Source organism: Rhodoblastus acidophilus, from assembly GCF_900187365.1.
GTDB classification, from domain to species: Bacteria; Pseudomonadota; Alphaproteobacteria; order Rhizobiales; family Beijerinckiaceae; genus Rhodoblastus; species Rhodoblastus acidophilus.
In genome coordinates this window covers 11,537-36,129 of the sequence record NZ_FYDG01000017.1, presented here as the reverse complement: position 1 = coordinate 36,129, position 24,593 = coordinate 11,537, and the positions used below count along the sequence as shown (strand labels likewise).

The 24,593-nt window shown below is 67.2% G+C and carries 25 protein-coding genes; 5 read left to right on the top strand and 20 right to left on the bottom strand.

From position 1 onward, the window contains the following. Window positions 1–34: 34 nt before the first annotated feature. Both CFB24_RS19355 and CFB24_RS19350 read left to right on the top strand, forming a co-directional pair. Window positions 35–2,008, top strand: a complete 1,974-nt coding sequence (locus tag CFB24_RS19355; protein WP_088522283.1) for an autotransporter assembly complex protein TamA — start codon at window positions 35–37, stop codon at window positions 2,006–2,008. Then, window positions 2,005–6,318 (top strand): translocation/assembly module TamB domain-containing protein, encoded by a 4,314-nt coding sequence (locus CFB24_RS19350; RefSeq protein WP_088522282.1) that lies wholly within the window; start codon window positions 2,005–2,007, stop codon window positions 6,316–6,318. The genes CFB24_RS19355 and CFB24_RS19350 overlap by 4 nt, the downstream gene beginning before the upstream one ends. A 213-nt stretch (window positions 6,319–6,531) precedes the next feature. Here CFB24_RS19350 and CFB24_RS19345 read toward each other — a convergent pair whose 3' ends face one another. The 6 genes from CFB24_RS19345 to CFB24_RS19325 all read right to left on the bottom strand — a co-directional run bounded on the left by CFB24_RS19345 (window position 6,532) and on the right by CFB24_RS19325 (window position 9,827). Next, entirely contained in the window at window positions 6,532–7,110 is a 579-nt protein-coding gene (locus CFB24_RS19345; RefSeq protein WP_088522281.1) for an ABC transporter ATP-binding protein, read from the bottom strand. Beyond that, window positions 7,098–7,235: a hypothetical protein gene (locus tag CFB24_RS22730; protein ID WP_338064197.1), complete on the bottom strand. Its 138-nt coding sequence runs from the start codon at window positions 7,233–7,235 to the stop codon at window positions 7,098–7,100. The genes CFB24_RS19345 and CFB24_RS22730 overlap by 13 nt, the downstream gene beginning before the upstream one ends. After that, complete coding sequence (locus tag CFB24_RS23725) at window positions 7,232–7,684, bottom strand: hypothetical protein (protein WP_244593305.1); 453 nt, start codon at window positions 7,682–7,684, stop codon at window positions 7,232–7,234. The genes CFB24_RS22730 and CFB24_RS23725 overlap by 4 nt, the downstream gene beginning before the upstream one ends. A gap of 189 nt (window positions 7,685–7,873) precedes the next feature. Beyond that, entirely contained in the window at window positions 7,874–8,716 is an 843-nt protein-coding gene (locus CFB24_RS23970; protein WP_088522279.1) for a TonB family protein, read from the bottom strand. Then, complete coding sequence (locus CFB24_RS19330) at window positions 8,713–9,189, bottom strand: ExbD/TolR family protein (RefSeq protein WP_088522278.1); 477 nt, start codon at window positions 9,187–9,189, stop codon at window positions 8,713–8,715. The genes CFB24_RS23970 and CFB24_RS19330 overlap by 4 nt, the downstream gene beginning before the upstream one ends. Then, window positions 9,189–9,827 carry a MotA/TolQ/ExbB proton channel family protein gene (locus CFB24_RS19325; protein WP_088522277.1) on the bottom strand — a complete coding sequence of 213 codons (639 nt, stop codon included), beginning with the start codon at window positions 9,825–9,827 and terminating at the stop codon, window positions 9,189–9,191. The genes CFB24_RS19330 and CFB24_RS19325 overlap by 1 nt, the downstream gene beginning before the upstream one ends. Before the next feature lie 191 nt (window positions 9,828–10,018). On the opposite strand from CFB24_RS19325, the gene CFB24_RS19320 reads away from it, so the two are divergent. Beyond that, on the top strand, window positions 10,019–10,393 hold the full coding sequence (locus CFB24_RS19320) for a hypothetical protein (protein WP_088522276.1): 375 nt from the start codon (window positions 10,019–10,021) through the stop codon (window positions 10,391–10,393). A gap of 21 nt (window positions 10,394–10,414) precedes the next feature. Here CFB24_RS19320 and CFB24_RS19315 read toward each other — a convergent pair whose 3' ends face one another. From CFB24_RS19315 to CFB24_RS24090, 3 genes are all read right to left on the bottom strand, one after another. Then, entirely contained in the window at window positions 10,415–11,053 is a 639-nt protein-coding gene (locus tag CFB24_RS19315) for an NrsF family protein (RefSeq protein WP_088522275.1), read from the bottom strand. After that, window positions 11,050–11,625: a sigma-70 family RNA polymerase sigma factor gene (locus CFB24_RS19310; RefSeq protein WP_088522274.1), complete on the bottom strand. Its 576-nt coding sequence runs from the start codon at window positions 11,623–11,625 to the stop codon at window positions 11,050–11,052. The genes CFB24_RS19315 and CFB24_RS19310 overlap by 4 nt, the downstream gene beginning before the upstream one ends. Before the next feature lie 271 nt (window positions 11,626–11,896). Then, window positions 11,897–12,415, bottom strand: a complete 519-nt coding sequence (locus CFB24_RS24090; RefSeq protein ID WP_158255318.1) for a bacteriohemerythrin — start codon at window positions 12,413–12,415, stop codon at window positions 11,897–11,899. Window positions 12,416–12,678: 263 nt separating this feature from the next. On the opposite strand from CFB24_RS24090, the gene CFB24_RS19300 reads away from it, so the two are divergent. Continuing rightward, window positions 12,679–13,275, top strand: a complete 597-nt coding sequence (locus CFB24_RS19300) for a response regulator transcription factor (protein ID WP_088522272.1) — start codon at window positions 12,679–12,681, stop codon at window positions 13,273–13,275. 328 nt (window positions 13,276–13,603) lie between these two features. Next, window positions 13,604–15,301 (top strand): methyl-accepting chemotaxis protein, encoded by a 1,698-nt coding sequence (locus tag CFB24_RS19295; protein ID WP_158255317.1) that lies wholly within the window; start codon window positions 13,604–13,606, stop codon window positions 15,299–15,301. 15 nt (window positions 15,302–15,316) lie between these two features. Here CFB24_RS19295 and CFB24_RS24085 read toward each other — a convergent pair whose 3' ends face one another. The 11 genes from CFB24_RS24085 to CFB24_RS19240 form a co-directional block, all read right to left on the bottom strand. Continuing rightward, window positions 15,317–15,676 carry a hypothetical protein gene (locus CFB24_RS24085; protein ID WP_088522270.1) on the bottom strand — a complete coding sequence of 120 codons (360 nt, stop codon included), beginning with the start codon at window positions 15,674–15,676 and terminating at the stop codon, window positions 15,317–15,319. Between the two features lie 63 nt (window positions 15,677–15,739). After that, window positions 15,740–16,537, bottom strand: a complete 798-nt coding sequence (locus CFB24_RS19285; RefSeq protein WP_425332120.1) for an ABC transporter ATP-binding protein — start codon at window positions 16,535–16,537, stop codon at window positions 15,740–15,742. Window position 16,538: 1 nt separating this feature from the next. Further along, on the bottom strand, window positions 16,539–17,537 hold the full coding sequence (locus CFB24_RS19280) for an ABC transporter substrate-binding protein (protein WP_088522269.1): 999 nt from the start codon (window positions 17,535–17,537) through the stop codon (window positions 16,539–16,541). A gap of 17 nt (window positions 17,538–17,554) precedes the next feature. After that, window positions 17,555–18,718: a UxaA family hydrolase gene (locus tag CFB24_RS19275; protein WP_088522268.1), complete on the bottom strand. Its 1,164-nt coding sequence runs from the start codon at window positions 18,716–18,718 to the stop codon at window positions 17,555–17,557. 2 nt (window positions 18,719–18,720) lie between these two features. Next, window positions 18,721–19,008, bottom strand: coding sequence for a UxaA family hydrolase (locus tag CFB24_RS19270; RefSeq protein WP_088522267.1), 288 nt, complete (start codon window positions 19,006–19,008; stop codon window positions 18,721–18,723). Between the two features lie 37 nt (window positions 19,009–19,045). After that, window positions 19,046–19,894 carry an ABC transporter permease gene (locus CFB24_RS19265; RefSeq protein WP_088522266.1) on the bottom strand — a complete coding sequence of 283 codons (849 nt, stop codon included), beginning with the start codon at window positions 19,892–19,894 and terminating at the stop codon, window positions 19,046–19,048. 73 nt (window positions 19,895–19,967) lie between these two features. Continuing rightward, window positions 19,968–20,627 (bottom strand): fumarate hydratase C-terminal domain-containing protein, encoded by a 660-nt coding sequence (locus tag CFB24_RS19260; protein WP_088522265.1) that lies wholly within the window; start codon window positions 20,625–20,627, stop codon window positions 19,968–19,970. After that, window positions 20,624–21,550 (bottom strand): fumarate hydratase, encoded by a 927-nt coding sequence (locus CFB24_RS19255; RefSeq protein ID WP_088522264.1) that lies wholly within the window; start codon window positions 21,548–21,550, stop codon window positions 20,624–20,626. Before CFB24_RS19255 ends, CFB24_RS19260 begins: the two co-directional genes overlap by 4 nt. Continuing rightward, on the bottom strand, window positions 21,547–23,256 hold the full coding sequence (locus tag CFB24_RS19250) for an L-aspartate oxidase (protein ID WP_088522263.1): 1,710 nt from the start codon (window positions 23,254–23,256) through the stop codon (window positions 21,547–21,549). Before CFB24_RS19250 ends, CFB24_RS19255 begins: the two co-directional genes overlap by 4 nt. Continuing rightward, a complete protein-coding gene (locus CFB24_RS19245) occupies window positions 23,253–23,825 on the bottom strand; it encodes a hypothetical protein (protein ID WP_088522262.1) in 573 nt (190 codons plus the stop codon). Before CFB24_RS19245 ends, CFB24_RS19250 begins: the two co-directional genes overlap by 4 nt. Beyond that, a complete protein-coding gene (locus tag CFB24_RS19240) occupies window positions 23,825–24,580 on the bottom strand; it encodes a succinate dehydrogenase/fumarate reductase iron-sulfur subunit (protein WP_088522261.1) in 756 nt (251 codons plus the stop codon). The genes CFB24_RS19245 and CFB24_RS19240 overlap by 1 nt, the downstream gene beginning before the upstream one ends. Window positions 24,581–24,593 lie beyond the last annotated feature (13 nt).

Genomic DNA, 24,593 nt, shown 5'->3' with positions numbered 1-24,593 from the left:
TTCAATATCGGGGAGTTTCGGCCTGAGTTCATTCATGTCTCTGTTTCGCATCAACCTTGGAGCGCGATGCCTGCTGGCCGGGTTGTTGCTGGGCGGCGCCCCGCCGTGGGCGCCGGCGCGGGCCGAGGGGTTTTTGGGTCTGTTCGGCGACGATTCCACGCCCCCCGCGCCGCGTCCGGGCGCTTTGACCTATGAGGTGGAGATTCGCGCGTCCGAGGACGCGCTGGCCGACGACCTGAAGGACGTCTCCAATAGTTGGCGGCTGAAACAGCAGCCGGTTGAGGACGGCGATAGCCTCGCCCGGCGCGTGGCCGCCGACCTCCCGCGCATGATCGACGCGCTCTGGGCCGAAGGTTTTTATGACGCGCGCGTCGAAGCCGAGGTCGAGGGCCGCCGCATCGATCTGGGCGGCGTCGGGGTCGAGACGGCCGCCGCCGCCGCCAACCGCGCCATGGGGTTGCAAGTCGCCCGCGTAATTTTCGCCGTCACGCCGGGGCCGCGCTATGTCATTGGCGAGGTCCATCTTTTCGACGCCCGCACCGGCGCGCCGCTCGACGATCCCGCCCTGCGCGCCGGCCTGAAACTCGACAGCGGCGATCCCGCCCGCGCCAGCGCCGTGCGCGCCCTGCAGACCCGTGTGGTCGATCTGCTGCGCGAGGACGGCCGCGCGCTCGCCAAGGTCGAAAAGGCCGAGGCCATCGTGCGCCACGACAGCCAGCGCGTCGACATCGAGGTCCGGGTCGTTCCCGGACCCAAGGCCGGCTTCGGCGCGGTGACCGTCAAGCATGACGGCGGCATCGACCCGGCGGTGATCCGCTCCTTCATCTATGTCGAGGAGGGCGATCCGTTTTCGCCCGAGCGCATCAAGGCCATGCGCCGCTCGATCGGCCAGATCGAGGCGATCGGGACCACGCGCGTCCTCGAATCCGAGCATCTCGACGCCAACGGCGACCTGCCGATGACCGTGGAGACCAACGAACGCAAGGCCCACGCGGTCGGCCTGGCCGCGCAATATTCCACCGTGGACGGCCCGTCCGTGCGCGGCGACTGGACATTCCGCAACCTGTTTGGCGACGGCGAGCGGCTGCGCCTCACCGGCATTGTCGGGGCCACCCCGGACAATGGTGGCGACAGATCGGTGAAAAGCGTGCTCGACCCGCAGCGGCTGGTCGGCCGCTTCAACGCCGCTTTCATCAAGCCGGCGCTCAATGGAAGCCGCTTCGACTATCTCGCCGATTTCACCCTGGCCCGCGAGGTGACCAAGAGCTATTCGGCCGAATATGGCGACACGACCCAGGCCCTGCGCTATCGTTTCAACGAGGCGCTGTCGGTTCAGGGCGGAATCGAGGTCGAGCGCGGGCGCTCCTCCGACCCGTTCGGCAAGACCAATTATCTGCTGGTCGGCGTGATCGGCGCCGTGCATTACGACACCACCGACAGCTTGCTCGACCCCCGCAGCGGCGTGCGCGTGCTGGCCTCCGGCGGCGCCTATCCGACGTTTTTGGGCTCCAGCCTGAATTTCTATCAAGGCAAGGCGCAGGTTTCGTCCTATTACGCGCTCGACGACGACAAGGATTACGTGCTCGCCGGCCGTGTCGCGCTCGGCGCCTCGGGCGGGGCGCGGGTGCTCGACGTGCCCGACAACCGCCGCTTCTTCGCGGGCGGCGGCGGCTCGGTGCGCGGCTTCGCCTACCGCTCGCTGTCGCCGATGGCCGCTGTGCCGGGACAGGGCGATGTCGCCATGGGCGGCGCCAGCCTGTTCGAGGCCTCGGTCGAAGGCCGCATCAAAATCACCGACGACATCGGACTCGTTCCCTTCGTCGACGCCGGCGCCGCCTTCGCCGACTCGCTGCCCGACTTCCAGTCGGACATGCGTTTCGCCGGCGGCCTGGGCCTGCGCTATTACACCGGCTTCGGGCCGATCCGGCTCGACGTCGCCACCCCGATCAACCGGCGGAAGGGCGACCCCGCCTTCGCCGTCTATCTCGGCATAGGACAGGCCTTTTGAGACATTGGCGCCGCATCCTGCTCGTTCTCGCGCTGGCGTTGGCCGCCGCCGGTCTCGGCGCCTATGGGACGCTGCTGCATTACGCCCGCCCGCGTGGGCCGGTCGCGGTGGGCGAAGACCAGAAGGGCCTGCTCGCCGCCGTCATCGAAAACACCCTGTCCTCGCCGGACATGCGGGTTCAGATCGAGGCCGTGGATGGCGCGCTGTCGTCGGACGCCACCATTCGCGGCCTCACGCTTTCCGACTCGCAGGGGCCATGGCTCAAGCTCGATCAGGCGCGGCTGGTGTGGACGCGCTCGGCGCTGCTCACCGGCACGCTGCTGGTCGACAAGCTGGAATTGGGTCGGCTGGAATGGCTGCGGCCGCCGGTCGGCGAGGCGAAAAAGCCAGCCGAATCCGCTTCCTTCGCCGACTGGCTGAATTACGAGCTTCCGGTCAAAGTGGTGCTGCGCGATTTCTCCTTCGCGCAATTTGCGCTGGGCGAGCCGGTGATCGGCGTCGCCGCGCGGCTGGCGGGCGACGGCCACGCCACATTGGGCAAGTTCGACGACGGGCTCGACCTCGGTTTTCGCGCGCAACGCCAGGATGCGCCCGGCGCGCTGAACCTGCGGCTGAGTTTCGACCCGCGCACGCGAGAGCTTGCGGCCGCCTTCGCCGCGCATGAACCGGCGGGCGGCCTGATCGCCCACGCCGCCGATCTCGACGGCCTGCCGCCGGTGGATTTCGAACTGGACGGCGCGGCGCCGCTCGACGCCTTCGCCGCCAAAATCTCGTTCACGGCGGGGGCGCTGGCGACGATCCAGGGCGAGGGGCGCATGGAGCAACGCCCCGGCGCCCGCGCGCTGCGGCTCGACATCCACGGCGCGCTGGAAAAGATCCTGCCGCCCGCGCTCGCCCCGGTGTTCTCCGGCGACACCGCGCTGACCGGCGCCTTCGTCGCCGCCGACGACGGCGGCAAGGCCATCGAGCACCTCAACATTTCCGCAAGGGAAGCCGTGCTCGACCTCGATGGCGCGCTCACGGCCGACCAGACGTTGGCGGCGCATGTGCGCCTGCAATCGCGCGGCGAGCGGGACGCGCCCGCCCGCGCCGGCGATGTCGAGATCGGCGCGTTGGAGATGCGCCTCGACGCCGCCGGCGCGCTCAAGGCGCCGCAACTCGATTTCACCCTGCATGTCGCCGACGCCGCGCTGCGCCGGGACCGACTCGGCCGTCTTGACGCCCATGTCGCCGCCACGCCGAACGGCCTCGTCACCGATCCCGCCACCCGCGTCGAACTTGTCGCCGACGCCTCCGGCGCGGGCCTGCATTTTTCCGATCCCGCTTTGGCGCGCGCCCTGGGCGAAGCCTTCGCTTTGACGCTGCGCGGACGCGCCGCGCCCGACGGCGCCACCGACGTGTCGGTGGCCGAATTCAAGTCGGGCGAGGATTCGCTATCCGCTCAGGGCGTCTTCGGCCCGCGCGCGGTCAAAGGGCGGGTCGATCTCGACCTTTCCGACCTTGGACGGTTCGCCGCTTTGACCCGGTCCGACCTGCGCGGCGCGCTCAAGGGACAGGTCGAGCTGAGCGGCGCGCCGACGGAGCGGCTCGACGCCAAACTGTCGCTGCGCAGCGAAGGACTGGCGAGCGGCGTGGAGCTGCTGGACGGGCTGCTCGGCGGCAAGGCTGAACTCAAGGGCGGCCTCAGCAAACGCGCCAAAGGGTTCGCGTTCTCCGACCTGACGCTGTCCGGGCGGCAGTTTTCCGCGCGCATCGACGGCGCCGCCGATGACGACAAGGCCGATGTATCCTTCAGTCTGGCGGCGCCCGATCTTTCGCGCGCGGCGAAGGACATGGCGGGGCGCGTCGCCGCGCAGGGGCGGCTGACCGGGTCGCTGGCCCATCCCGACATCGCGGCCTCGGTCGATGTCGAAAACCTGCGCTCGATGGGGCGCAGCGTCGCGCGGTTGACGCTCGACGTCGAGGGCCGCGACCTCATCGCGGCGCCGCGCGCCCGCGTCGCGCTGGCGGGCGTGGCCGAGGGCAAGCCGGCTTCGGGCGTCGCCGAATTTTCGCGCGACGCAGCCGGCGCCGGAACCTTTGTCGCGCGCGAAATCCGCTTCGGCTCGCTGGCGCTGAATGGGGCGGGAAAGCTGGACGCGGCGAAGCGGCTGGATGGCGATTTCGATCTCGCGGCGGGAAACCTCGACGACCTCTCGGCGTTCGCGCGCCAAAAGCTCGCCGGTCGGCTGGCGGCGAAAATCGCCCTGCGCCGCGATGGCGACCGGCAGGACGGCGCGCTCAAACTCGACGCCTCCGGCCTGCGCTTCGGCGAAAACTCTCTCGCCGCTCTGGCGATTGATGCGCGTGCGAAGAATCTGTTCGGCGGGCCGCGCGTGGAGGGGACGGCGGCGCTCGACCGTGCGGACATCGCCGGCGAGTCCATCCCGAAATTGCGCGCCACGGCGAAAGCCGTCGTGAACGGCAGCGAATTTTCGCTGACGACGGAAGCGCGCGGCGTCGCGATGGAGGCGCGCGGCATTTTGGGCGCCAGCGCGCCGCTGAAACTCGATCTGACGGCGTTTGAGGCGCGGCGCGGCGCGCAAAAAATTTCGTTGATCGCGCCCGCCGCGTTCGGCTTTCCCGCCGGCGGCGTGACCATTTCCGGGCTGGCGTTGAAGGCCGGCGCCGGCCGGCTCGACCTGTCGGGTTCGGCGGGCGAAAAACTCGATCTCACCCTGGCCGCCAGGGCGCTGCCGCTCGACCTCGCCAGAATGTTCGCGCCCGATCTCGCTGTGTCCGGCGCGCTGGATGTCGACGCCCGCCTCACCGGCTCGGCCTCGGCGCCGGAGGGCGCGTGGCGCGTGGAGGCGAAAAAGCTCTCGGCGCCGCAGATGCGCGCGGCGGGCGTGGCTTCGGCCGATCTGCGCGCCAGCGGCCGGTTGGAGGGCAAGCGCACCAGCCTCGACCTGCGGCTCGATCTGCCGCGCGGCGGCGCTTTCACTGTGCAGGGGCAGGCGCCGCTTTCCGCCGACGGATCGCTCGACCTCGCTTTGCGCGGCGCGCTCGACGCGGCGCTGGCCAATACGCTGCTGGCGGATGGCGGCCAGCGCGTCGCGGGAAAACTGACGCTCGACGCCCGCGCGCAAGGCGCCCCGGCGCATCCCGCTCTCTCCGGGACCGTCGCGCTGGCTGACGGTCTGTTCGAGGACCCGCTCAATGGGGTGAAATTCGAGAGCGTCGAAGCGGTGTTGCGCGGGCGCGGCGAGGAGATCGTGATCGAAAGATTCCACGCCCGCGCTGGCGACGGCGCCGTGGACATCGGCGGCGCCGTCCGGCTCGGCGCCGGGCTGCCCGCCAATCTGCGCGTCACCGGCCATAACGCCCGTCTGGCCTCGAACGAGATTGTGACTCTCATCGCCGATCTCGGGCTCGAAGTGAGCGGGCCGCTCGCCCAGCGCCCGCGCATCGGCGGCAAGGCCGCGTTCGAGAAAATCGACGTGCGCGTGCCCGACCGGTTGCCCTCGGCCAACCGCCCGCTCGAGAACATCCGCCACATCAAGCCGACCGAGGCCGCCCGCGCCCGCATCGCCCTCCAAGACAGGAAGCCGCGCAAGAAAGGCAAACCGGCCTTTAACGCCGACCTCGCCGTCGCCGTCAGCGCGTCGCATATTTTCATCCACGGGCGCGGCATGGATGCGGAACTGGGCGGCGACATCAAGGTGGTCGGCGCGCTCGACAAGCCGGTCGCGCAAGGGGCGTTCGAACTGCGGCGTGGCCTGATCGCGCTGGCGGGCAAGCGGCTCGAATTCAGCCGGGGCAATATCGTTTTCGCTGGCGACGTCATCCCCGAACTGGATTTCGTCGCCAGCAGCGCCGCCGGCGACGTCACCGCGCAACTCCAGGTGAGCGGCCCGGCCGATCAGCCGCGCTTCGCCTTTTCGTCGACCCCGGATCTGCCGCAGGATGAGGTGCTGTCGCGGCTGCTGTTCAACAGCGCGTCGAGCGGGCTCACCCCGGTGCAGTCGCTGCAACTGGCGCAGACGGTGGCGATGCTCTCGGGCCAGGGCGGCGCCGACGTGTTCGACAAGATGCGCCGCGCCATGGGCGTGGACTCGCTGGACGTGCAGTTCGGCCCCGACGGCAGCCCCAGAGTCGGCTCGTCGCGTTATATCCTGCCCAACGTCTCGGTGGGCGCGCGCACCGGGACCAAGCCCGAGGACAGCGCGGCGACCCTGAGCGTCGACGTCACCAAGCGCCTCCGCGTGCAGGGCGAGGCCGGCGCCGACGGATCGACCAGCCTAGGCGTCGGGGCGCAGTGGGAATATTGATTTGAGCGGCGCGCCGGATCGGCCGCGCGTTTGAGCGGGCGCCGACGCAGGACTCCATGACGTGTCCGATCGGCGCGTTCGGCTCGATTGAATGGAAATGGCGATCGGAGGGCCGGCGAGCTTGTTCCGGCGTCAGATGACGGCCGGCGATCATCGCATCACGGCGCACGAACGCTTGGCGGGAAGCCGAGAGGTCCATCCGCGCCGAGATTTTCACGCTAATTCCGGCAGGAAGGCGGCGCGGCCGTCAGGAGCTGTGAGCGCCGTGACGGTCACGCGGTAAAGCCGTTTGATCGCCTCGGCGTCGAGCACGGCGCGGGGCGCGCCGCTCACCGAAATGCGCCCCTGTTCCAGAAGGACGATCCGGTCCGAGGCCCAAAAAGCGTGTTCGGGATGATGGGTGCTGACCAGCACGCCGATGCCCTTGTTCCTCAAGGTTTGCAACAGCCGCATCAGCCGGACCTGCGCGCCATAGTCGAGGCCCGCCATGGGCTCGTCCATAACCAGCAGGCCGGCGCCTTGCGCCAGCGCGCGGGCGATCAGCGTCAGTTGCCGCTCGCCGCCGGAAATTTCGGTGTAGGGACGCTCGGCCAGAGCCAGAATGCCCAGTTCGTCAAGCAGGGCGTCGGCGGCGCGGAAATCGCGCGAGCGGACCGGCGCCAGCCAGCCCGACTGCGGCAGCCGCCCGAGCAGGACCACGTCGCGCACGCGGTAGGGAAAGGGCGCGACATGGGTTTGCGCGACATAGGCGAGGGGATGCGGTTGGGGGCGGGTTCGCGTCAGTAACGCCACGCGAGCTTGCCGACGACGGCGCGCGGCGCGCCCGGATAGTAGATGCCGGAGGCCGAGGTCGCCTGATGGAAGCCGCTGGAAATCTGGCCGATATAGCTGGCGTCGAACAGATTGGCGACGGTCACGCTGGCTTCGATCTCGCCAAAATTGACCGGCTTGCGATGGGCGAGCCGCAGATCGGCGGTGGCGTAGCCGTCAAGCGGCTGCCTGTGCGCGGCGTCGCCGTAACGGTCGCTGACGATGTGCAGGATCGGCGACAGGGTGAAGCCTTGGCGCCGCCCGGGAGATTGGCGGCGGGGGAGCGGGCGATCGCCGGGGCGTCGACGGAGGGCAGATCGCCATCGCCGCTGGCGTCATAGGCGGTGGCCGCCCCGACGCGTCGGGAGGGAAGCGCGTCGGAGCGGCCGGAGGCCGCCGCCGCATCGGCCGCCGTTTCGGAACGGCCCGGAGCGGCGCCCTCGACCTGAACCTCGGGCACGACGACCTGAGCCCAACCGCGCGCGGCCAGCAGGCAGACGCTCAGCGACAAGCCAGCGCACAGGAGAGAGCGGATCATCGTGCGGGAGCGACCCATGGACCTCTCCGTTTTCAGAGGAAGAAAGTACTTACTTTCGTTACATAAATAATCGGGGCTTAGTCATCGGACAAAGCGAATTGTGGCGGCAATATGCTGATAAAGTGACCAAGGCGCGCATTTTGGCCCTTGGGCGTTTAGTCATTAAAAAACGAAAATAGATAGCATGGCCTCAGGATAGCGTACGGCTTACTGGTTGAGGTTGAATCGAACGACGATGCTGCCGCGGAACGAGCCGCTTGGCGGCGGCGGCGCATGGGCGGCGCGCATCATGCCGTGAACCGCGCCATCCAGCGCCGACGAGCCTGACGAACTGATGATGGAATGGCTGACGATGCGCCCGTCGCCGCCGACGGTGAAGGCGACGCCGACCGCGCCGTACTCGCCGCGTTCGCGGGCGGTCGCGGGATAGGTTTTGTGCCGGTTGAGTTCGGCGGAAATGATGGCGCCGTAATTGACGCGCGCCGCATGTTGCGCCGCGCCATTGGCCACGCCGGCGCGATGCGCTTCCGACCCTCCGCCCTGCTCCGCCGTATGACGCATGGCGTCGCGCCGCGCCAGCGCCTCGCGGCGCCGCTTCTCCCGCAAACGCTCCAGCCGCGCCTCATCCGCGGCTTCTTCCGCCGCCTCGCGGCGCGCTTCCACCGCCGCCTGCCGTCGCTGTTCGCGAATGCGACGCTGTTTGTCCTGCGCCGCCAATTCCGCTTTTCGAGCATTTGGATCGGCTTGGAGGAGGGCCGGCGCGGGCGGAGCCGATGCGGAAGGGGGCGACGGGGCGGCGGGCGCCTCTTGCGTGGTCTCGGGTTCGGCCGGTTCGGCAGGCGCCGGCGCGGGGTTTGGCGTATTGTCTCCGGCGATGGCGACCGTATCCACGACGTAATCGCCCTGCGGAATGACGTCGATGTTGAGCGGCGCGAGCACGGCCGGCGGCGTCGGCGCCAGCGCCAGGGCCGACAGGACTGCGAAATGCGCGGCGAAGGACACGCCCGTCAGCGTCAGGCGCGTGCGTCCCCTCAGCAGTCCGGGGCTCATGGACGCGGCGCCGGCGCGCCGGCTGTGGTTTTGTCGGGCCTGGGCGGTTCGCTCTTCCCGGCCGGGCCGGTGAGCACGGCGAGTCGCGTCAGGCCATGAGCCGCAAGGACATCCATCAAGCCGACGACATCGCCATAAGCCGCGTCGCGGTCGGCGCGCAGGTGAATCGGCTGAGTCCGGTCGTCGCCGAGCTTCGCCTCCACCGCTTCAGCGATCTGTTCCACCCGATAGCTCTGGCCGTCCAGTTCGACTGTTCCGTCCTTGCCATAGGTGAGCACCACGGGCGGCTTGGGATCGAGCTTTTGCGCCGCCTTCGCCTGCGGCAGGTTCACATGCAGGCCGGCGGTGAGCATCGGCGCGGTCACCATGAAAATGATCAGCAACACCAGCATGACATCGACCAGCGGCGTGACGTTGATGTCCGCCTGCGCCCGATAAACGCCGCTGGATTTGCCGACCGAGGAATTCCGCATCACGCGGCTTCCTTGACCGCGGCGGGGCCGCCGGCGGCGGCAAGCCGGTCGGCGCGCTCCTGCACGAGGCAGTCGAGATCGGCGGAGACGCGCGAGAACGCCGCGGAGAGCCTGTTGTAGCCGACGGAGGCCGGAATGGCGGCGGCGAGCCCGATGGCGGTGGCGGCGAGCGCCTCGGCTATGCCGGGCGCGACCACGGCGAGCGAGGTGTCATGGGCGTCGGCGATGGAGGCGAACGAGGACATGATGCCCCAGACCGTGCCAAACAGGCCGACGAAGGGCGCCGTAGAGGAAATGGCGGCGAGGCTCGGCAGCCCGCCTTCGGCCTCCAGCAGCAGGGCGCGGGCGGCGCGAGCCATGCTCTCGCCAATCCGCAAACGCCGGTCCGCGTGGGTTTCGGTCGCGACCCTCACCGTCTGCGCGCGGGCGCCGGCTTCGAGGATTCCGGCGACCAGGACGGCCTCTTCGTCGCCGCGCGCGGCCGTCACCGCCGCCGATAAGCGCCGGCCGGACAGCCAAATCTGTAGAATTAACGCCCAGCTCCAAACTGAAACGAGGAGGAGCAGCGTCATGACGCCCTTACCGACGACGCCGGCTTGCAGAAACAGGGCGAGCGGCGACAGGCCAATGGAATTCATGAGCGCGATTCACTCCATCTCGACAATATATGTGAAGCGATTACATAGCTATGGGTCGTGGGCAAGCGCAAAAGTTTGGCGCCCGCTCACGCCGGTCCCGCCTCGGGCGCAGGCGAAACGGGCGCCGCCATATTGCCTCTGACGCGAGAATGGTCGACTTTGCGTCCGATCAGACTTGAGACACATTTGTCATGACGTTCAGCTTTCGCGCGCTCGCAGGCATGTCCGCGACCCTGTGCCTGCTTCTCTCGGCCGTCTGGATGCTTGCGCCGGAATTTGTGCTGGCGCTCTGGCGCATCGATGCGCCCGAACCGGCTCTGATCGTCGCGCGCAGAGGCGCGGCGCTGTTTCTCGGCCTCGGCGTCATGCTCTTTCTGGTTCGCGACGCGCGGAAATCGCCGGAGCGGGACGCGATTTCCGCCGGCATGGCCATCGCTTGCGCAACGCTCGCGGCGCTCGGCTTTCATGAATGGCTGCTTCAGCGCGCCGGCGCCGGCGTCTGGCTCGCCATTGTGACCGAACTCGCTTTGGTCGCCGCCTTCGTCAGGGCGCGTCTCGCGCCATGATATCCTCGCCGCCGGAACGTCTCACCACCTCAGCCAACGCCCTCCGGCCAGCCAGCCGGCGATGACGACGATCGCGGCGGCGATCACGTACCAGACCGCGAGGAAGAACGGCGAATCGTCGGCGCAATTCATCGCGTAGAGCGTGGCGGACAGGCCCGCCGAGGCCAGAGCCGCCGCCGCGCCGGCATGACGGCCGTCGCCGGGCGCGCCATGCCGCAACGCCGCGAACAGGCCGATCAGCGGCGCCAACGCCATCAACGGTATCAACGTCAGGCAATGCACGGCGTTGTGGCCGATCATCCGTTCAGCCCAGAGGCTTGACGGCGTGACGGCCATTTCCGCGACGCAGGCGGCGACGATCAGCGCCGGCGCGATCGCTACGGCTTTGAGCGCCCGTCTTGCGTCGGCCGCCGGCCGCGCCAGCCGCCACGCCAGAACAAACCCGCTCGCCGCCATGCTCAGGCTGAACACGAACTTGAACAGAAAGCGCGGATCGCCGAGCGAGGCGAAGAACGTGTCGCGCACGCCCAACGCGGCGAAGAAGAACGCAACGGAGACGATAAAACCGGCGCCGAGGTCGAGCGCGAACGCGCGCGACATTGGCGCGGCCCTGGTTTCGTTGTCCGCCGCCAGAGCGGCGATGAGATCCTCGGTTTTCATCGCTCCGTCGCTTTCCGGTAAAGATCGGCCAGGGATTTCAGGCCGCGATGCACCGACACGCGCAACGCCCCCTCGCTGACGCCCAAGGTTTGCGCCGCTTCGCGCAGGCTTTCGCCGCGGATCGACACCGCCTCGATCGCCTCGCGCTGCTTCGGACTCAACTGGTCGAGCAGGCGCAGGGCGTCCTGGCGCTCCAGTTCGCGCTCCGCGGCGCCGTCGCCGCCGGGCGCGGCCAGCACATTCTCGAAATCCGCGATGTCGATTTCAACGCGCCGTCCGCGCCGGCGCGCGGCGTCGATCATCTTGTTGCGCGCGATGGCCGCGAGCCAGGGCGTCAGCGGCTGCGACGCGTCCCATGTGTGGCGCTTGAGATGGACCGCGAGCAGGGTTTCTTGCAAGGCGTCCTCCGCTTCGCCGGTCGCAATGCCGTTTCGCGCGCAGGCCTTGAGGCAGACCCGGCGCAGGAAGGGCGTCAGCGCGGTCAGTAGGCGCTTGTAGGCCACAGCGTCGCCCGCAAGGGCGGCGCGCATGTCCGCGCTCCATTGTCGATCCTGCTCGGCTCCGTCCCGCATTCGACCCTGCTTCGCTGTGGCCGCGCAGAATGTTACAGCCGCGCGCCCGGCGAAACCCCATTTTTTCGCCAGGCCGATTGGCGCAACCGCTCCCCAGAACAATCGCGACCCGTGAGGCTAGGTCGCGCCAAGCCGCTTCCGAGACATTGCGCGCCGTCTCCCCCTGCCCCTCACAAGGGGCGCCGCGCCGCCGCCCTCGACCGTTGCAAGCGCGGAGAACGCGCCAATTTCATCTCAAACTTGGGCGATCGGCGCCCATGAATGAAAATGCCTAGCCTGCGAGCGACTTTGGATGTCTCTCGATTGCGGGGCTGTCCATGTGCGTGGCGAGTTCGTCTAAACTGGTGGTCCGCCAATAATCGTCGGCAGCTTGCATTGCGCTGACGTAATCAATCATCACTCTGTCATCGCCGATGATGTGGCTCAGAATCCATCTGTAAAGGATAGCCTTGCTTCGGCTTAAGCATCGTTTTTTTTCTTGATCGTTTGATTGGCTTAAGCTGTATTCGATTTCGTCTATGTGTATTCTAAAAGACGCGAGAATATCATCGTGGTCAAAATGGTGAGTCTGCGCGGCGGGAAGCGAGGCCGCTTTTTGCAAGGCCTCCTCTCGCCGGAAGTGCGCCTCGGTCACCCGGAAAAGATCGCGGAAGGCATTGGAAGCGTCCTTGGCGCAGCATCGCGCGTCGATGGACGTGACAATGTAGTTGATTCGGTCAAGGAGATTCCGATGATCGTCGTCGATGATCGCGCCGTCTATCGAAAACTGGTCTTTCCACTTAATGAGCAAAGCGGCCCTCTCATGTCGTTCCGCACCAAACCGCCACCGCAGTTCTCCCGTATGATGGCGGCAGAGGCTTGCGTCGCGCTGGCGACGCGCCGATGCAACGACGCCTCCCGTCGCTGAAATATCTGTTTTTACGATGTTGAATTCCGAGCGCGGTTGGCGCCCGACAGACAGAGGCGCAGAAGAAGCGTTCGCATGGCTCCAGCACCGCGCAAGGCGTGACGTTTACGTTCTGGCTTCCCGTTGACAATGCAAGTTGATTGGCTATGCCGAAGATGGTGGTCCATGTCGTCGACGACGACGAGGCGATACGCGACGCGCTCCAACAACTGCTGCTGCTGGAGCGGTTCGAGGCGGCGGTCTACAGCAGCGGCAAGGATTTCCTCGAACGCGCGCGCACGCGTCCCGGCGATTGCCTCGTCACCGACCTGCGCATGCCCGACCTGAGCGGCATCGACCTGCTGTCGCGCGTGGTCGCTCAGGGCCTGGGCCTGAAGGTCATCCTGCTCACCGGCTACGCCGATGTGCCGCTCGCCGTCCAGGCCACCAAGCTCGGCGCGTCCAATGTGCTGGAAAAACCGTTTCAGGCGCAGGAGCTGATCGACGCCATCACGTCCAGCGAACGGGCACCCTGCGCAAGAGAGAGAGCCGGCGCGACGACTCGGCGGTTCCAGGAGCTCTCGCCGCGCGAGTTCGAGGTGCTCGAACGGCTCGTCCTCGGCCTGCAGAACAAGCTGATCGCCTATGAACTCGGCATCAGCCACCGCACCGTCGAAATCCACCGCGCCAACATCATGAAGAAGACCGGGGTCGGCAGCCTGTCCGAACTGGTTCGCGTCTATCTCACCGCCACCGCCGCCTGAGTTTTCGCGCGCCTCCTGCGTCTCGCGGCGTTTTCGCGGTTTCGGTCTTTACGGAGGCCCGCCGCGCCAACCGCCAGCGGGCCCCGAATCGTCTTGACGCGCGTATGGCGACGCTCAAGTCGAAACCGCTTGCAAATCTGACAAGTGCGTTTGAGAGATCTGAAATGGCGCGACCGTGCTTGTCTTATCTTGATTAATAAAACGTAAATATAAAATAAGGGTTATCCCTTATTGATGGCCGGAATTTCAAATGGTTTAGGATTCAACCAAGGATTGTGCTGGTTGCCGTTAATATTCCTTAATATGCACAATGGCCTGGAGTCTGATCATGAATTTCTGGCGCGATTTGAAAATTAGCACCAAAATCGTTGCAGCGCTGGTCGCTCTCATTTTTGTCGCCGGCGCCGTCGGCGGCGTCGCTTTCCTGCAAATGCGAGAGATGAACCAGCGGGCGGTCGAGATCCGACAGGACGTCCTGCCCTCGTACAGCAAGCTGGCGTTCGTACGCGTCAGTTTCGCGCGCTCCATGCGCGCGCAAGCCGATTTGCTGCTCGCCGCCGCCTCCCGTAGCGACGAAGCCAAGGCGCAGGCCGCGCTCGACGAGGCCATCAGAGACATCGAACAGGCCTACGAGGCCTATCGGCCGCTTATCACGCCCAACACCGAGGAAGAGGCGCTGGCGAAACGGTTTGGCGGCATCCTGTCGGACATGCGCCCCAAGCTGAAGCAGATGCGCGAACTCGCCGCCGCGCACGAGGTCGAACGCGCGATCGACATTTATCGCCAGGACGTCACCCCGGCCAGACTGGAGCTTCAGTCCATTCTCGGCAAGGTCCTCGCCTTTGTCGAAAGCCAGGGCGGGCGCGCCGCGGCCGCTTCGGAAACAGCCTATCATTCGGCGGAATGGGCCTTGGGCCTCGTGCTGCTGTTCGGCGCGGGGCTCGCAGCTTTGTGCGGCCTTGTCCTCATCGGCGGCGTCTCGCGTCCGCTGGGCCGGGCGACCATGGCGATCGAAACCCTGGCCCACGGCGATCTCAACGTCGAGGTCGAGGAGACCGGCCGCAAGGACGAGGTCGGCGCCCTGATGCAGGCCCTGCGCGTGTTCAAGGCCAACATGCAGGAAGCCCGCGAACTGGAGGCTCATGCCGCCAAGGCCAAGGCGCAGGCCGAAGCCGACCGCCGCGCCCAGGCGCTCAAGCTCGCCGACGAGTTCGACCGCAGCGTCAACGCGGTGGTGGCCGAGGTCGCCCGCACCGCCGGCGAGTTCCAGGACACGGCGCGCGTGCTGAGCCAGTCGGCCGTGGACACCGCCAGCCAGGCCAAGGCGGTGTCGGAAGCCTCCGAAACCTCGTCCGCCAGCATCGGCTCGGTGGCCTCGGCGACCGAGCAGCTCACCTATTCGGTGCAGGAGATCAACAATCAGGTCAACGAAAGCCGGCACATCGCCAGCGAATCGGCGCAACAGGCGGAAAAGACCGACGCGCAGATGCGCGAACTCGGCCGGGCCGCCGAAAAGATCGGCGACATTGTCGCGCTGATCTCGGACATTGCGGGTCAGACCAACATGCTCGCCCTCAACGCCACTATCGAGGCGGCGCGCGCCGGCGAGGCGGGGCGCGGCTTCAATGTGGTGGCGCAGGAGGTGAAGTCGCTCGCCGAGCAGACCAGCCGCGCCACCGCCGAAATCGCCGGCCAGATCGGCGACATCCAGGCGACGGCGCACCGCGCGGCGGAAAACATCTCCGCCATCGTGCGCACCACCGAGGAAGCCAACCGGGTGGCGCAGAGCATCGCCGCCGCCGTGTCGCAGCAGGGTGAAGCGACCGCCGAAATCGCGCGAAACGTCCAGCACGCCTCCAGAGGCTCGCAGGCGGTGACCGAGAACATCGGCGGCGTGCTGGGCGCCGCCCAGACCACTTCCTCGTCCTCGACCCAGATGCTCGCTTCGGCGCAGACGCTGACGCAGCAATCCGGCGTGTTGCGCGAGCAGGTCAACGCCTTCCTCGCCTCGGTGCGCGCCGCCTGACGCGACGGGCGACGATCAGTGGCCGCCGCCGGAGCCGCCGGCGGCGGGTTTCATTTTCGAGGCGAACAGCAAGGCCACGGCGGCGATCAGCAGGATGACGCCGATCAGGGCGAAAGCGTCGCTGAACGCCATGATCAGCGCCTGACGTTTTACGGACGCCCCGATGGCGATGATCGCCTTGGCCTGCGCCGCGCTGTTCCTGCGCGGCGCGGCGCGGGTTCGGCCGGAAGCTTGAAACGGCTGGGCATGATGATCGCCGTTGAGACGTTTTGGCCCGTGATCGACCTGGGCGGCGCGTTCGTTTTCGTCATCAGCGGGGCGGCGGGCGAACGCGCGAAGCCGCCGGCTGACGCTGAATAGAGCGCTTCCACCCATGCGGAACTCGCAAGGCCTTGCGCGCCGTCGAGCAGGACCGCGCGCACGTTTCGGGAATCTGTGCTAGATGCCGCCGCCGTCGGTGAACAACAGGCTTTCGATGCGCCGTTCCAAAGCCGCAGGCGCCTCGTCGGCGCCGGTGCGGAATTCATCGCGGATGCGGCCGGGATGCGGCGACAGCAGGATGATCCTTTGCGCCAACCGCACCGCCTCCTCGATCGAATGGGTCACGAACATCAGCGTGAACCGCAACTCCTCCCAAAGCTTGAGCAATTCCTGCTGCATGGTGCGGCGGGTCAGCGCGTCGAGCGCGGCGAACGGCTCGTCCATCAGCAGCGCTTCCGGCTCCATCGCCAGGGCGCGGGCGATGGCCGCGCGCTGCTTCATGCCGCCGCTTAATTCATGCGGAAACGAATGGGCGAACTTCGCCAATCCGACCTTGGCGATGGTGGCGAGGGCATGGGCTTCCGCCTCGTCGCGGCGCGCGAACTTCCTGGTTTCGACCAGCGGGAACATCACATTGCCGAGCACGGTCTTCCACGGCATCAGCTGGTCGAATTCCTGGAACACCATCATGCGGTCTGGCCCTGGCCCCGTGACCTCGCGGCCGTTGACCAGGATGCGCCCGCTCGCCGGCGCGATGAAGCCGCCAATGCTTTTCAGCAGCGACGACTTCCCGCAGCCCGAAGGCCCCAGCAGCACGAAGCGCTCGCCGCGCCGCACCGAAAAGCTGACGTTTTCCGTCGCCGTGACCAGCGCGGCATGGGTGGCGTAGCGCAGAGTGAGATTCTCGACCGCAAGCTGCGCGGGCGCGCCGGCGCCGTCGAGATCGGGCGCGTGGAAGGACGGCATGGCGTTCATCTTACGAGCCCGCCTGTTGGTGAATGTCCGGGAAGAACAGATCGCGCCAGCTCTCCGCCTTGGCCTTGATCGCGCCGGTTCGATACAGGAAGTCGGCATATTTGCCCACGCTCAGCGGCGTGGTGGTGAATTTGGAATTCGGGTCCGTGATGATCGACAGCGCCAGCGGCTCGGCGACCCCGGGCTCCTCCGTCACGCTGATCTTGGCCGCTTGCTCGGGATGGGCGGCGATCAGCGCGTCGGCCTGTTCGAGCGCGGCGATGAACGCCTTGTAAACCGTCGGATTCTTCGCGCGGAAACTGGCTTTGGCCCAGGCGACGTTAAACGTGGCCGGCCCTTCCAGCGCCTCGTAGGAATCGGTGATCTTGCGCGCGTTCGGCAGCGCCAGCTCCTGCTGCTGGAACGGCGGCCCGCCGAAATGCGCGGTGATTTCGGACTTGCCTGAGGCCAGCGCGGCATAGGCGTCGGGATGTTTCATCGAAACGGTCAGGGCGTCGAGCTTGTCCGCATGGCCCGGGCCAAAAGCCTTTTCCGCCGCGATCTGCAGGGTGACCGCCTGGATCGATATTTTCACCGACGGCAGCGCGATGCGGTCCTTGTCGGAAAAATCCTTCAGCGACTTGACCGCTGGATTGGTGGAGACCAGCGCGATCGGCATGGCGGTCAGCGCCGCCACGCCCCTCACCTCCAGCGCCGTGCCGCGCGTCTTGGCCCAGAGCGGCAGGAAGGCGGCGACGCCGCCGGTGCCGATGTCGATGGCGTCGGCCAGCAGCGCGTCATTGGTCGAGGCGCCGCCGCCCAGCGTGACATACGAGACTTTTAGCCCGGCGATCCCCAGCGCCGCAGCCTGCTTCTCGATCAGCCCCTGGTTGCGCGCGACTTGCAACGGCAGGTAGCCGATGCCGAACTGCTGGCTGATGCGCAATTCGCTGACTTCGGCGAAGGCGGGGCCGGCGAGGAGAACCGCCATGCCGGCGAAGCCCATTTTGCGAAATGTCATGGCGGTCTCCCCCGGCCTCAGGCGCTGCGATAAAGTTTGGTCATCACGAACTCGCGGTGGCCCAGCGCCTCGGCGGCCGTGACACGGCCATTGGCCGTGCGCAAGGCGAGCGCCAACAGCCGGTCGCCGGCCTCGTCGAACGTCAGCTCGCGCCGCAAAATGCCGGAGACGTCAAGGTCGATATGCTCGGGCATGGTGCGGACGGTGCGCGGATTGGCCGTCAGCTTGATGACGGGAACGATGGGATTGCCGATGACATTGCCCTGCCCCGTCGGAAACAGATGCACCGCGAACCCCGCCGCCGCCTGAAGCGTGACGCATTCCGCCGCCGCCGAGGACGTGTCCATGAAATACAGCCCCGGCCCCTTGGACGGCGCCTCCGCCGGCTCCAGCACGTCGATGTACCGCGCCTTGTGGCCGATCTTTTGGAAGTTGCCGAACGCCTTTTCCTCGATGGTGGACAGGCCGCCCTCGATATTGCCCTTGGTCGGCTGGCTCTCGGAAAGATCGTTGGTCTTGTTGGCGAGAATGAAGTCGTTATAGGCGGTCCAGGTTTTTAGAAATTTCTCCGCCACTTCCGGCGTCGCAGCGCGGGCGGCGCAGACCTTTTCGGCCCCGGTCAGTTCCGAGGTTTCGCCGAAACAGGTGGTGGCGCCGAGCGCATCGACCTTGTCGATGAAATTGCCGACGGTCGGGTTGGAGGCCAGGCCCGAAGTGGTGTCGGATTCGCCGCATTTCACGGAAACCCAGAGGTCGGAAATCGGCGCCTCCTCGCGCACGCGCTCGCTCGCCCAATGCACGAAATCTTTTGCCGCGCGCGAGGCCGAGGCGATGGTCGAAATGTCGCCATGGCCCTCGATCGAGAAGCCGGCGACCGGCTTGCCGGTGGCTTCGATGCCCTTGACCACGCGGCCGGTCCAGCCCGGCTCGATGCCGATCACCACGACCGCCGCGACATTGGGGTTGGCGCCGGTCCCGATCAGCGTGCGGAAATGCAATTCCAGATCGGCGCCGAATTGCAGCCGGCCGTAATGGTGCGGCAGCGCCAGCGCGCCCTTGATGTTGTTGGCGACGGCCTCGGCGGCGGCGTTGGACAGATCGTCGAGCGGCAGGATGATGACATGGTTGCGCACGCCGACGCGGCCGTTCTCGCGACGATAGCCAAAGAAACTCTTGCTCATTTTCACCAACGCCTGGTCTTGAGATTCTGCACATGCACATGGCCGCCGCGCGCGATCGGCGCGACGGTGCGGCCGATGCCGTGACCGTATTTGACGATGGTCGCGTCGGCGGGAATATCGACCAGAGCGATCTTGTGGCCGAGCGGAATGCGGTCGATCGACGGCACTTGAATCGTGCTGTCGTTTTCGATCACCCAGCCGGACAAGGCGCGGCCGGCTTCGGCGTTTTCGACCACGACCACGCCGACATTGTCGGCTGAATCGTGTACGAGAAAATCGGGCGCGGACATGATGACTGACTCCTTGGTGGATGCGGGGCGCGCCGGCTCAGCGCTGCATGCCCCATTTGCGGACGGTGGCGATTTCGATGGTGCGGAACACCAGTCCCTCGACCAGCAGGCCGATCAGGATCACCGCGCCGAGGCCGGCGAAGACGCTCGCCGTTTCGAGACGGTTCTTGTTCTCGAAGATGAACCAGCCCAGCCCCCCGGATCCTGAGGCGACGCCAAACACCAGTTCGGCGGCGATCAGCGTGCGCCAGGCGAAGGCCCACGCGACTTTCAAGCCGGTGAGGATGGAGGGAAAGGCGGCGGGGATCAGGATCAACGCGACATAGCGCAAGCCGCGCAGGCCGTAATTGCGGCCGGCCATGCGCAGGGTTTCGGTCACGGCGGCGAAGCCCGAGGACATGTTGAGCGCCAGCGGCCACAGCACGGCGTGGACCAGCACGAACAGCAGGCTTGGCGTTCCCAAACCGAACCACAGCAAGGCCAGCGGCAGCAGCGCGATGGCCGGAAGCGGGTTGAACATGGCGACGAGCGTGGCGAGCAGATCCTCCCCGATCCGTGTCGAGGCGGCCAGCGCGGCGAGCACGCCAGCGAGCGCCACCCCCAGGGCATAGCCCATCAGCAGCACTTGCACCGAAGTCCAGGCTTTTCCCAGCAGGCCGCCGCTGGCGATCCCCTGCCAGAACGCTTGCGCCGTCTCGGTGAAGGAGGGAAACATCAGGGGATTGTCGGCCCAGACCGCATAGGCCTGCCACAGAGCGGCCAGCGCGACGAGAATCAGCCCGCGCCGCAGCGCGGTGATATTGAAGGCGCGACGCCACAGCGGCAGGGTGCGCGCGGCGGGAGCGGGCGCGCTGGCGGCGAGGGGGATGGAGACAGGAAGGGTCATTGCGCTCTAAACCGATCAACTGAGTAGGACTATAGCCGCATGCCGCGCCGGAGTCATGCAATATCGACTACGTTTATAGTATTTCTTTCCAACGTTCGACGCATTCGCCGAAGCGGCCGAGCGCCGGCGGCTTGAGGCCGGCGTAAAGCGCGTCAATTCCCTGATCGATTCGGCGCGACTGTTCGGCGAACAGCGAGCGTCCCTCAAGGTCGGACTCGACCAGGAATGGACCGAATTCCGCAACCTCAAGCACCCAGATCGCCTGGGCGATCCCCAGTTCCTCCAGCCAATGCACGCCCTGCACGCGCCTGACGCCCCGCCCCAGCAGCGCGCCCGCGCCATAGCCGACCGTGGTCAGATAGATCGCCTGATGGGGAACGAAATGATCGCGGTAATCGCGCTCGGCCATGCCGCCCTTGCCGATGACGATCCGGGCCTGCGACAGGTCGAGAAACCGACCGATCCACTTGGAAAAACGGAAGCTGGCGGTGGCCGTCACGGCGCCGAGCCGCGCGGTTCCGTCGGCCGCCACGCTGGCCGCCGGCGAACAATGGAAATTGGCGTTGGAGATCCGCGCCAGATCGAGCGGCGGCGCGAGTCCCTCGTCGAGCCAGCGCCGGTAAAGACCCTCGCGCCCGGTGTAGAGCACGCCATTGAGATAGACCACGTCGCCGGGCCGCAGCGGCTTGAGGTCGTCGGCGGTGACGGGAAGGGTGAGGCGGTGCGTCTTCATAAACCCTCCCGGCGCGAATAGGGCGTGAACCATTGCGGGTCGTCGCGGAAGTCCACTTGGCCGTCGGCGTGAAGCCGGGCGACGGCGCGGCGCGACGACAGGCAGAAGGCGTGGATGGAAACCGGCATGCCGCCGGTATGGGTGTAGGCGGCCTCGACATGCACATCGACCGACATGGAGCGGCCGACGAAACCCATCGCGCCCATGCCGGACTTTTCCGCCAGCGCCTGCAAGTCGTCCTCCAGCGCGGCGATTTGCGGATCGGGATGGCGCGAGCCGGCGGGACGCAGGCAGGCCGCCTGCTTGCCCAAGACCATGCAGGCATCCTTGGAGCCGCCGAGGCCGATTCCAAAAATCGCCGGTTGGCAGGCGAGGCCGCGCTTGCCGAATTGCAGCAGGCAATCGAGGAAGAAACGCTTGATTCCGTCGATCCCGTCGCCGGGGAACAGCATGCGCCAGTCCGTGCCGAACAGGCCGCCCTTATGGACCGCGATCAGGTCGATCCAGTCGGCGTCTGGCTCGAAACTGTAGTCGATCTCCGGCGCGCCCATGCCGCAATTGTTGTTGAGGTCGCGCCGGCTCAACGGATGCACGCGGTTGGGCCGCAGCGGAATCGCCGCGGTTTCCCGCGCGGTGGCCGTGCGCAAAATGCGTTCGAGGCCGATAAAACCGCCCTCGACGCGCGCGTCATTGCCGGCCTTGACGTACCAGCGCGGCAGGCCTGTGTCGGCGCACATGGCGCGGCGGTCCTGCTCCGCCACCTCCCAGTTTTCCAGCATGGCGTTGAGCACGAAGCGGGGCAGATCTTCGGTCTCGGCTTCGGCGAGGCGGCGCACGCCTTCGCGCATGTCCGGGGGAATGTCGATCGCGGCGCGGCGCATCAATTCGCCCGCCGTGGCGTCGAGCGTGTCGAGCAAAATCATGTCAGGCTTCGCCCCGGTTTGACGCGGCTGAATTTGACCGCGCGCGTCGATGTCTGGAGGATCGCGCCGTCGAGACGGACCAAGGTATTGGCGCTTTCAGTCAAAGGCCCGCACTCCGGAAAATCGGCGCGGAAATGCGCGCCGCGCGAGTCGGTGCGCGCGAGCGCGGCGGCGGCGATGGCGCGTCCGACCAGAATCTGGTTTTCGACATTGAGCCGGTCGTGCCAGCTGGCGCTGAACCGCGCCGATCCGGCGACGCCGACCGACAATACCTCGTCCGCCATATTGGCCAGTTCGTGCGAAGCCTCGACCAGCCCCGCGCCGTCGCGGACGATGCCGACCTTGTCCCACATCAGGCCCAGCAGCTTTTCGCGCAAGGGATAAAGCCCGCCGGGCTTTTCCCGGAACGGCCGCGCCGCCGCGTCCACGGCGCGCGCGGCGACATCGGCGTCGGGTTCGGGGGCGCCGCGCGACGACGCGGCGAAACGCGCCAGCGATTTTCCGGCTATGCCGCCGAACACGGTGGAGTTCGCCACGCCATTGCCGCCGAGCCGGTTGGCGCCATGCACGCCGCCGGTGTCCTCGCCGGCGGCGAACAGGCCGGGCAGAGCGGTGGCGGCGTCGGGCGCGATCTCCACGCCGCCCATCATGTAATGCGCGGTCGGCGTCACCTCGACCAGACCGCCGACGAGATCGAAACCGACATCGGCGCAGCGGTCCACCATGCCCTTGAACTCCCGCCGCACCATTTTTGGGTCGAGATGGGCCATGGAAATGAACAGGCCGCCATGCGGTCCGGTGCGGCCCTGCCGCATTTCCTCGAACATGGCGCGGCTGACGATGTCGCGGGTGGCGCGTTCGGCGCGCGGGTCGTAGCGGTCCATGAAACGCGCGCCCAAGCCGTTGAGCACATGGCCGCCGACGCCGCGCAGGCCCTCCTCGATGATGGTGCCGGTGACGCGGGTATGGTCGCCGCGCACCAGCCCGGTGGGATGGAACTGCACCATTTCCATGTCGCGCAAAGGCAGGCCCAGCCGCAGCGCCATGGCCAGCCCGTCGCAGCTCTTGTCGCCGGAGGGCGTGTGATAGCGGTAAAGGCTGGGTCCGCCGCCGGTGGCCAGCAGCACGGTTTTGGCGCGCACGAGCCGGAAGCCGCCGGTGCGCATGTCCGCCAGCAGCGCGCCGGCGATTTGTTCGCCATCGCGCGAAGGGATCAAAGCCATCGCGCGATGCTCCTCGAACCGCGTGATCGGCCGGGCGTAAACCTGCTCGGACAGGCGGTTGATAATCTCGATGCCGGTCAGACTGCCTTTGTGGACGGTGCGGTCGAAACTCTGTCCCGCAAAAGCTTTTTGGTGGACGGAGCCGTCGGGGTTGCGGTCGAAATAACAGCCCCAGCGGTTTTCCAGTTCATGCACGCGCTCGACCGCGCCATTGACCAGCGTCCAGGCCAGTTCCTGGTGATTGAGCCACTTGCCGCCCTCGATCGTGTCCATGAAATGGCGTTCGATGGAATCGGCGGGGTTGAGCGCGACATTGTAGCCGCCCTGCACCATGCGGGTGCAGCCGCATTTGCCGAGCAATCCCTTGACCACGAGCGCGATCGACAGGTTTGGCGCGGAATCGTGGGCGTGCAGCGCGGCCAGCAGGCCGGCGCCCCCTGCCCCGAGGATGAGAATGTCGGTCGCGGCGGTATCAAAGGTCATGCCTGCCCCCACAGCGCATAGGCGGCGGCGACGGCCCCGGCGAACAGCACGGAGGCCGCGATGCGTCCCCCGCCGCGCGCCCGGCCGGGTAAAAATTCGGCGGCCAGAATGCGCGCGCCGCCGGCGAGATGCAGCGCCAGCGCCGCGACGATCAGGATTTCGCCGGCGCGCGCCAGCGGATGCGCCGTCAGCGCCAGCGCGCCGTCAAAGATTTCGGCGTCGGGCAATCGCCAGAGCGCCGCCAGATGCAGCGCCAGGAACAGCGCTAAAGCCAGCCCGGTAAGGCGATGCGCGGCGAACGCGTAGAAGGCGACATGGCGGGCGTGGCGGCGCGGCGCGAAGCGGAAACGCTCGCGCGCCAGAGCGCGCAGGCCGATGCCGGCATGGAGCGCGGCGACGACGGCGAAAACGCCATAAAGCCAAAGCCAGTCTTGAACTCGGCCCAGAATGACGGCGGCGCTCAGGCCCCGATGGGTGAAGACCAGGATGCCCGCGAGATGCGCCGCGACGAAGCCGATCAGCGCCAGCGCGGACAGGCGCTGCAAGCGAAACAGGACGCGTTCGCGCATCAGACGTTTCCGCCAAAAAGCAGGGCGCGCTTGAGGCCGAAAATTCCGCCCGCCGGATCGAGGCCGACCGGGCAATGCGCGCTGCAGTTCTCCTGGCCGTGGCACAGCACGGCCTGATCGGCGATGGCGGCGAGATGGCGGCGCGGCGCGGCCTCGCGTGCATCGTTGAGGCAGGTCCAGGCGCGGTTCAGGGCGGCCGGGCCGAGATAGGCCGGCAGGGCCGCCACCGTGTCGCAGGCCGCATAGCAAACGCCGCAGCCGATACATTCAATGCCGGCGGAGGCTTCCGCGCGCCCCGGCGCGTCCATCGCGATGGCGGCGAAATCCTGCGCCGCGCGGCCGTGGAACTTGCCATCGGCGCGGCGCCACTTGTCGAAAAACGGCGCCATGTCGGTGGCGAGGTCCTTGACCACCGGCAGATTGCGCAACGGCCGGATTTCCAGCGCGCCCGCCTTGGCCGCCGTCTCGGCGAGGGTGCGGCAGGTCCAGCGCGGCGCGCCGTTCACCATCATGGCGCAGGAGCCGCACATGCCGACCCGGCACGCGTAGCGATAGCCGAGATCGGGTTCGAGATGACGCTGCACCCAGGTCACGAGATCGAGCACGGTCTGGTTCGGCGCGCGCGGAACCTCATAGGCCTGCATGACGGCGGCCTCGCTGCGCCAGATGCGCAGGCGCCATGGCGGGAGGACGGGAGTTTCGCGCGAGGCGGGTTCTGGCGACGGGTGGGGCGTCGCGCCCTTGATCGAACACATGATAAGCTAGTCT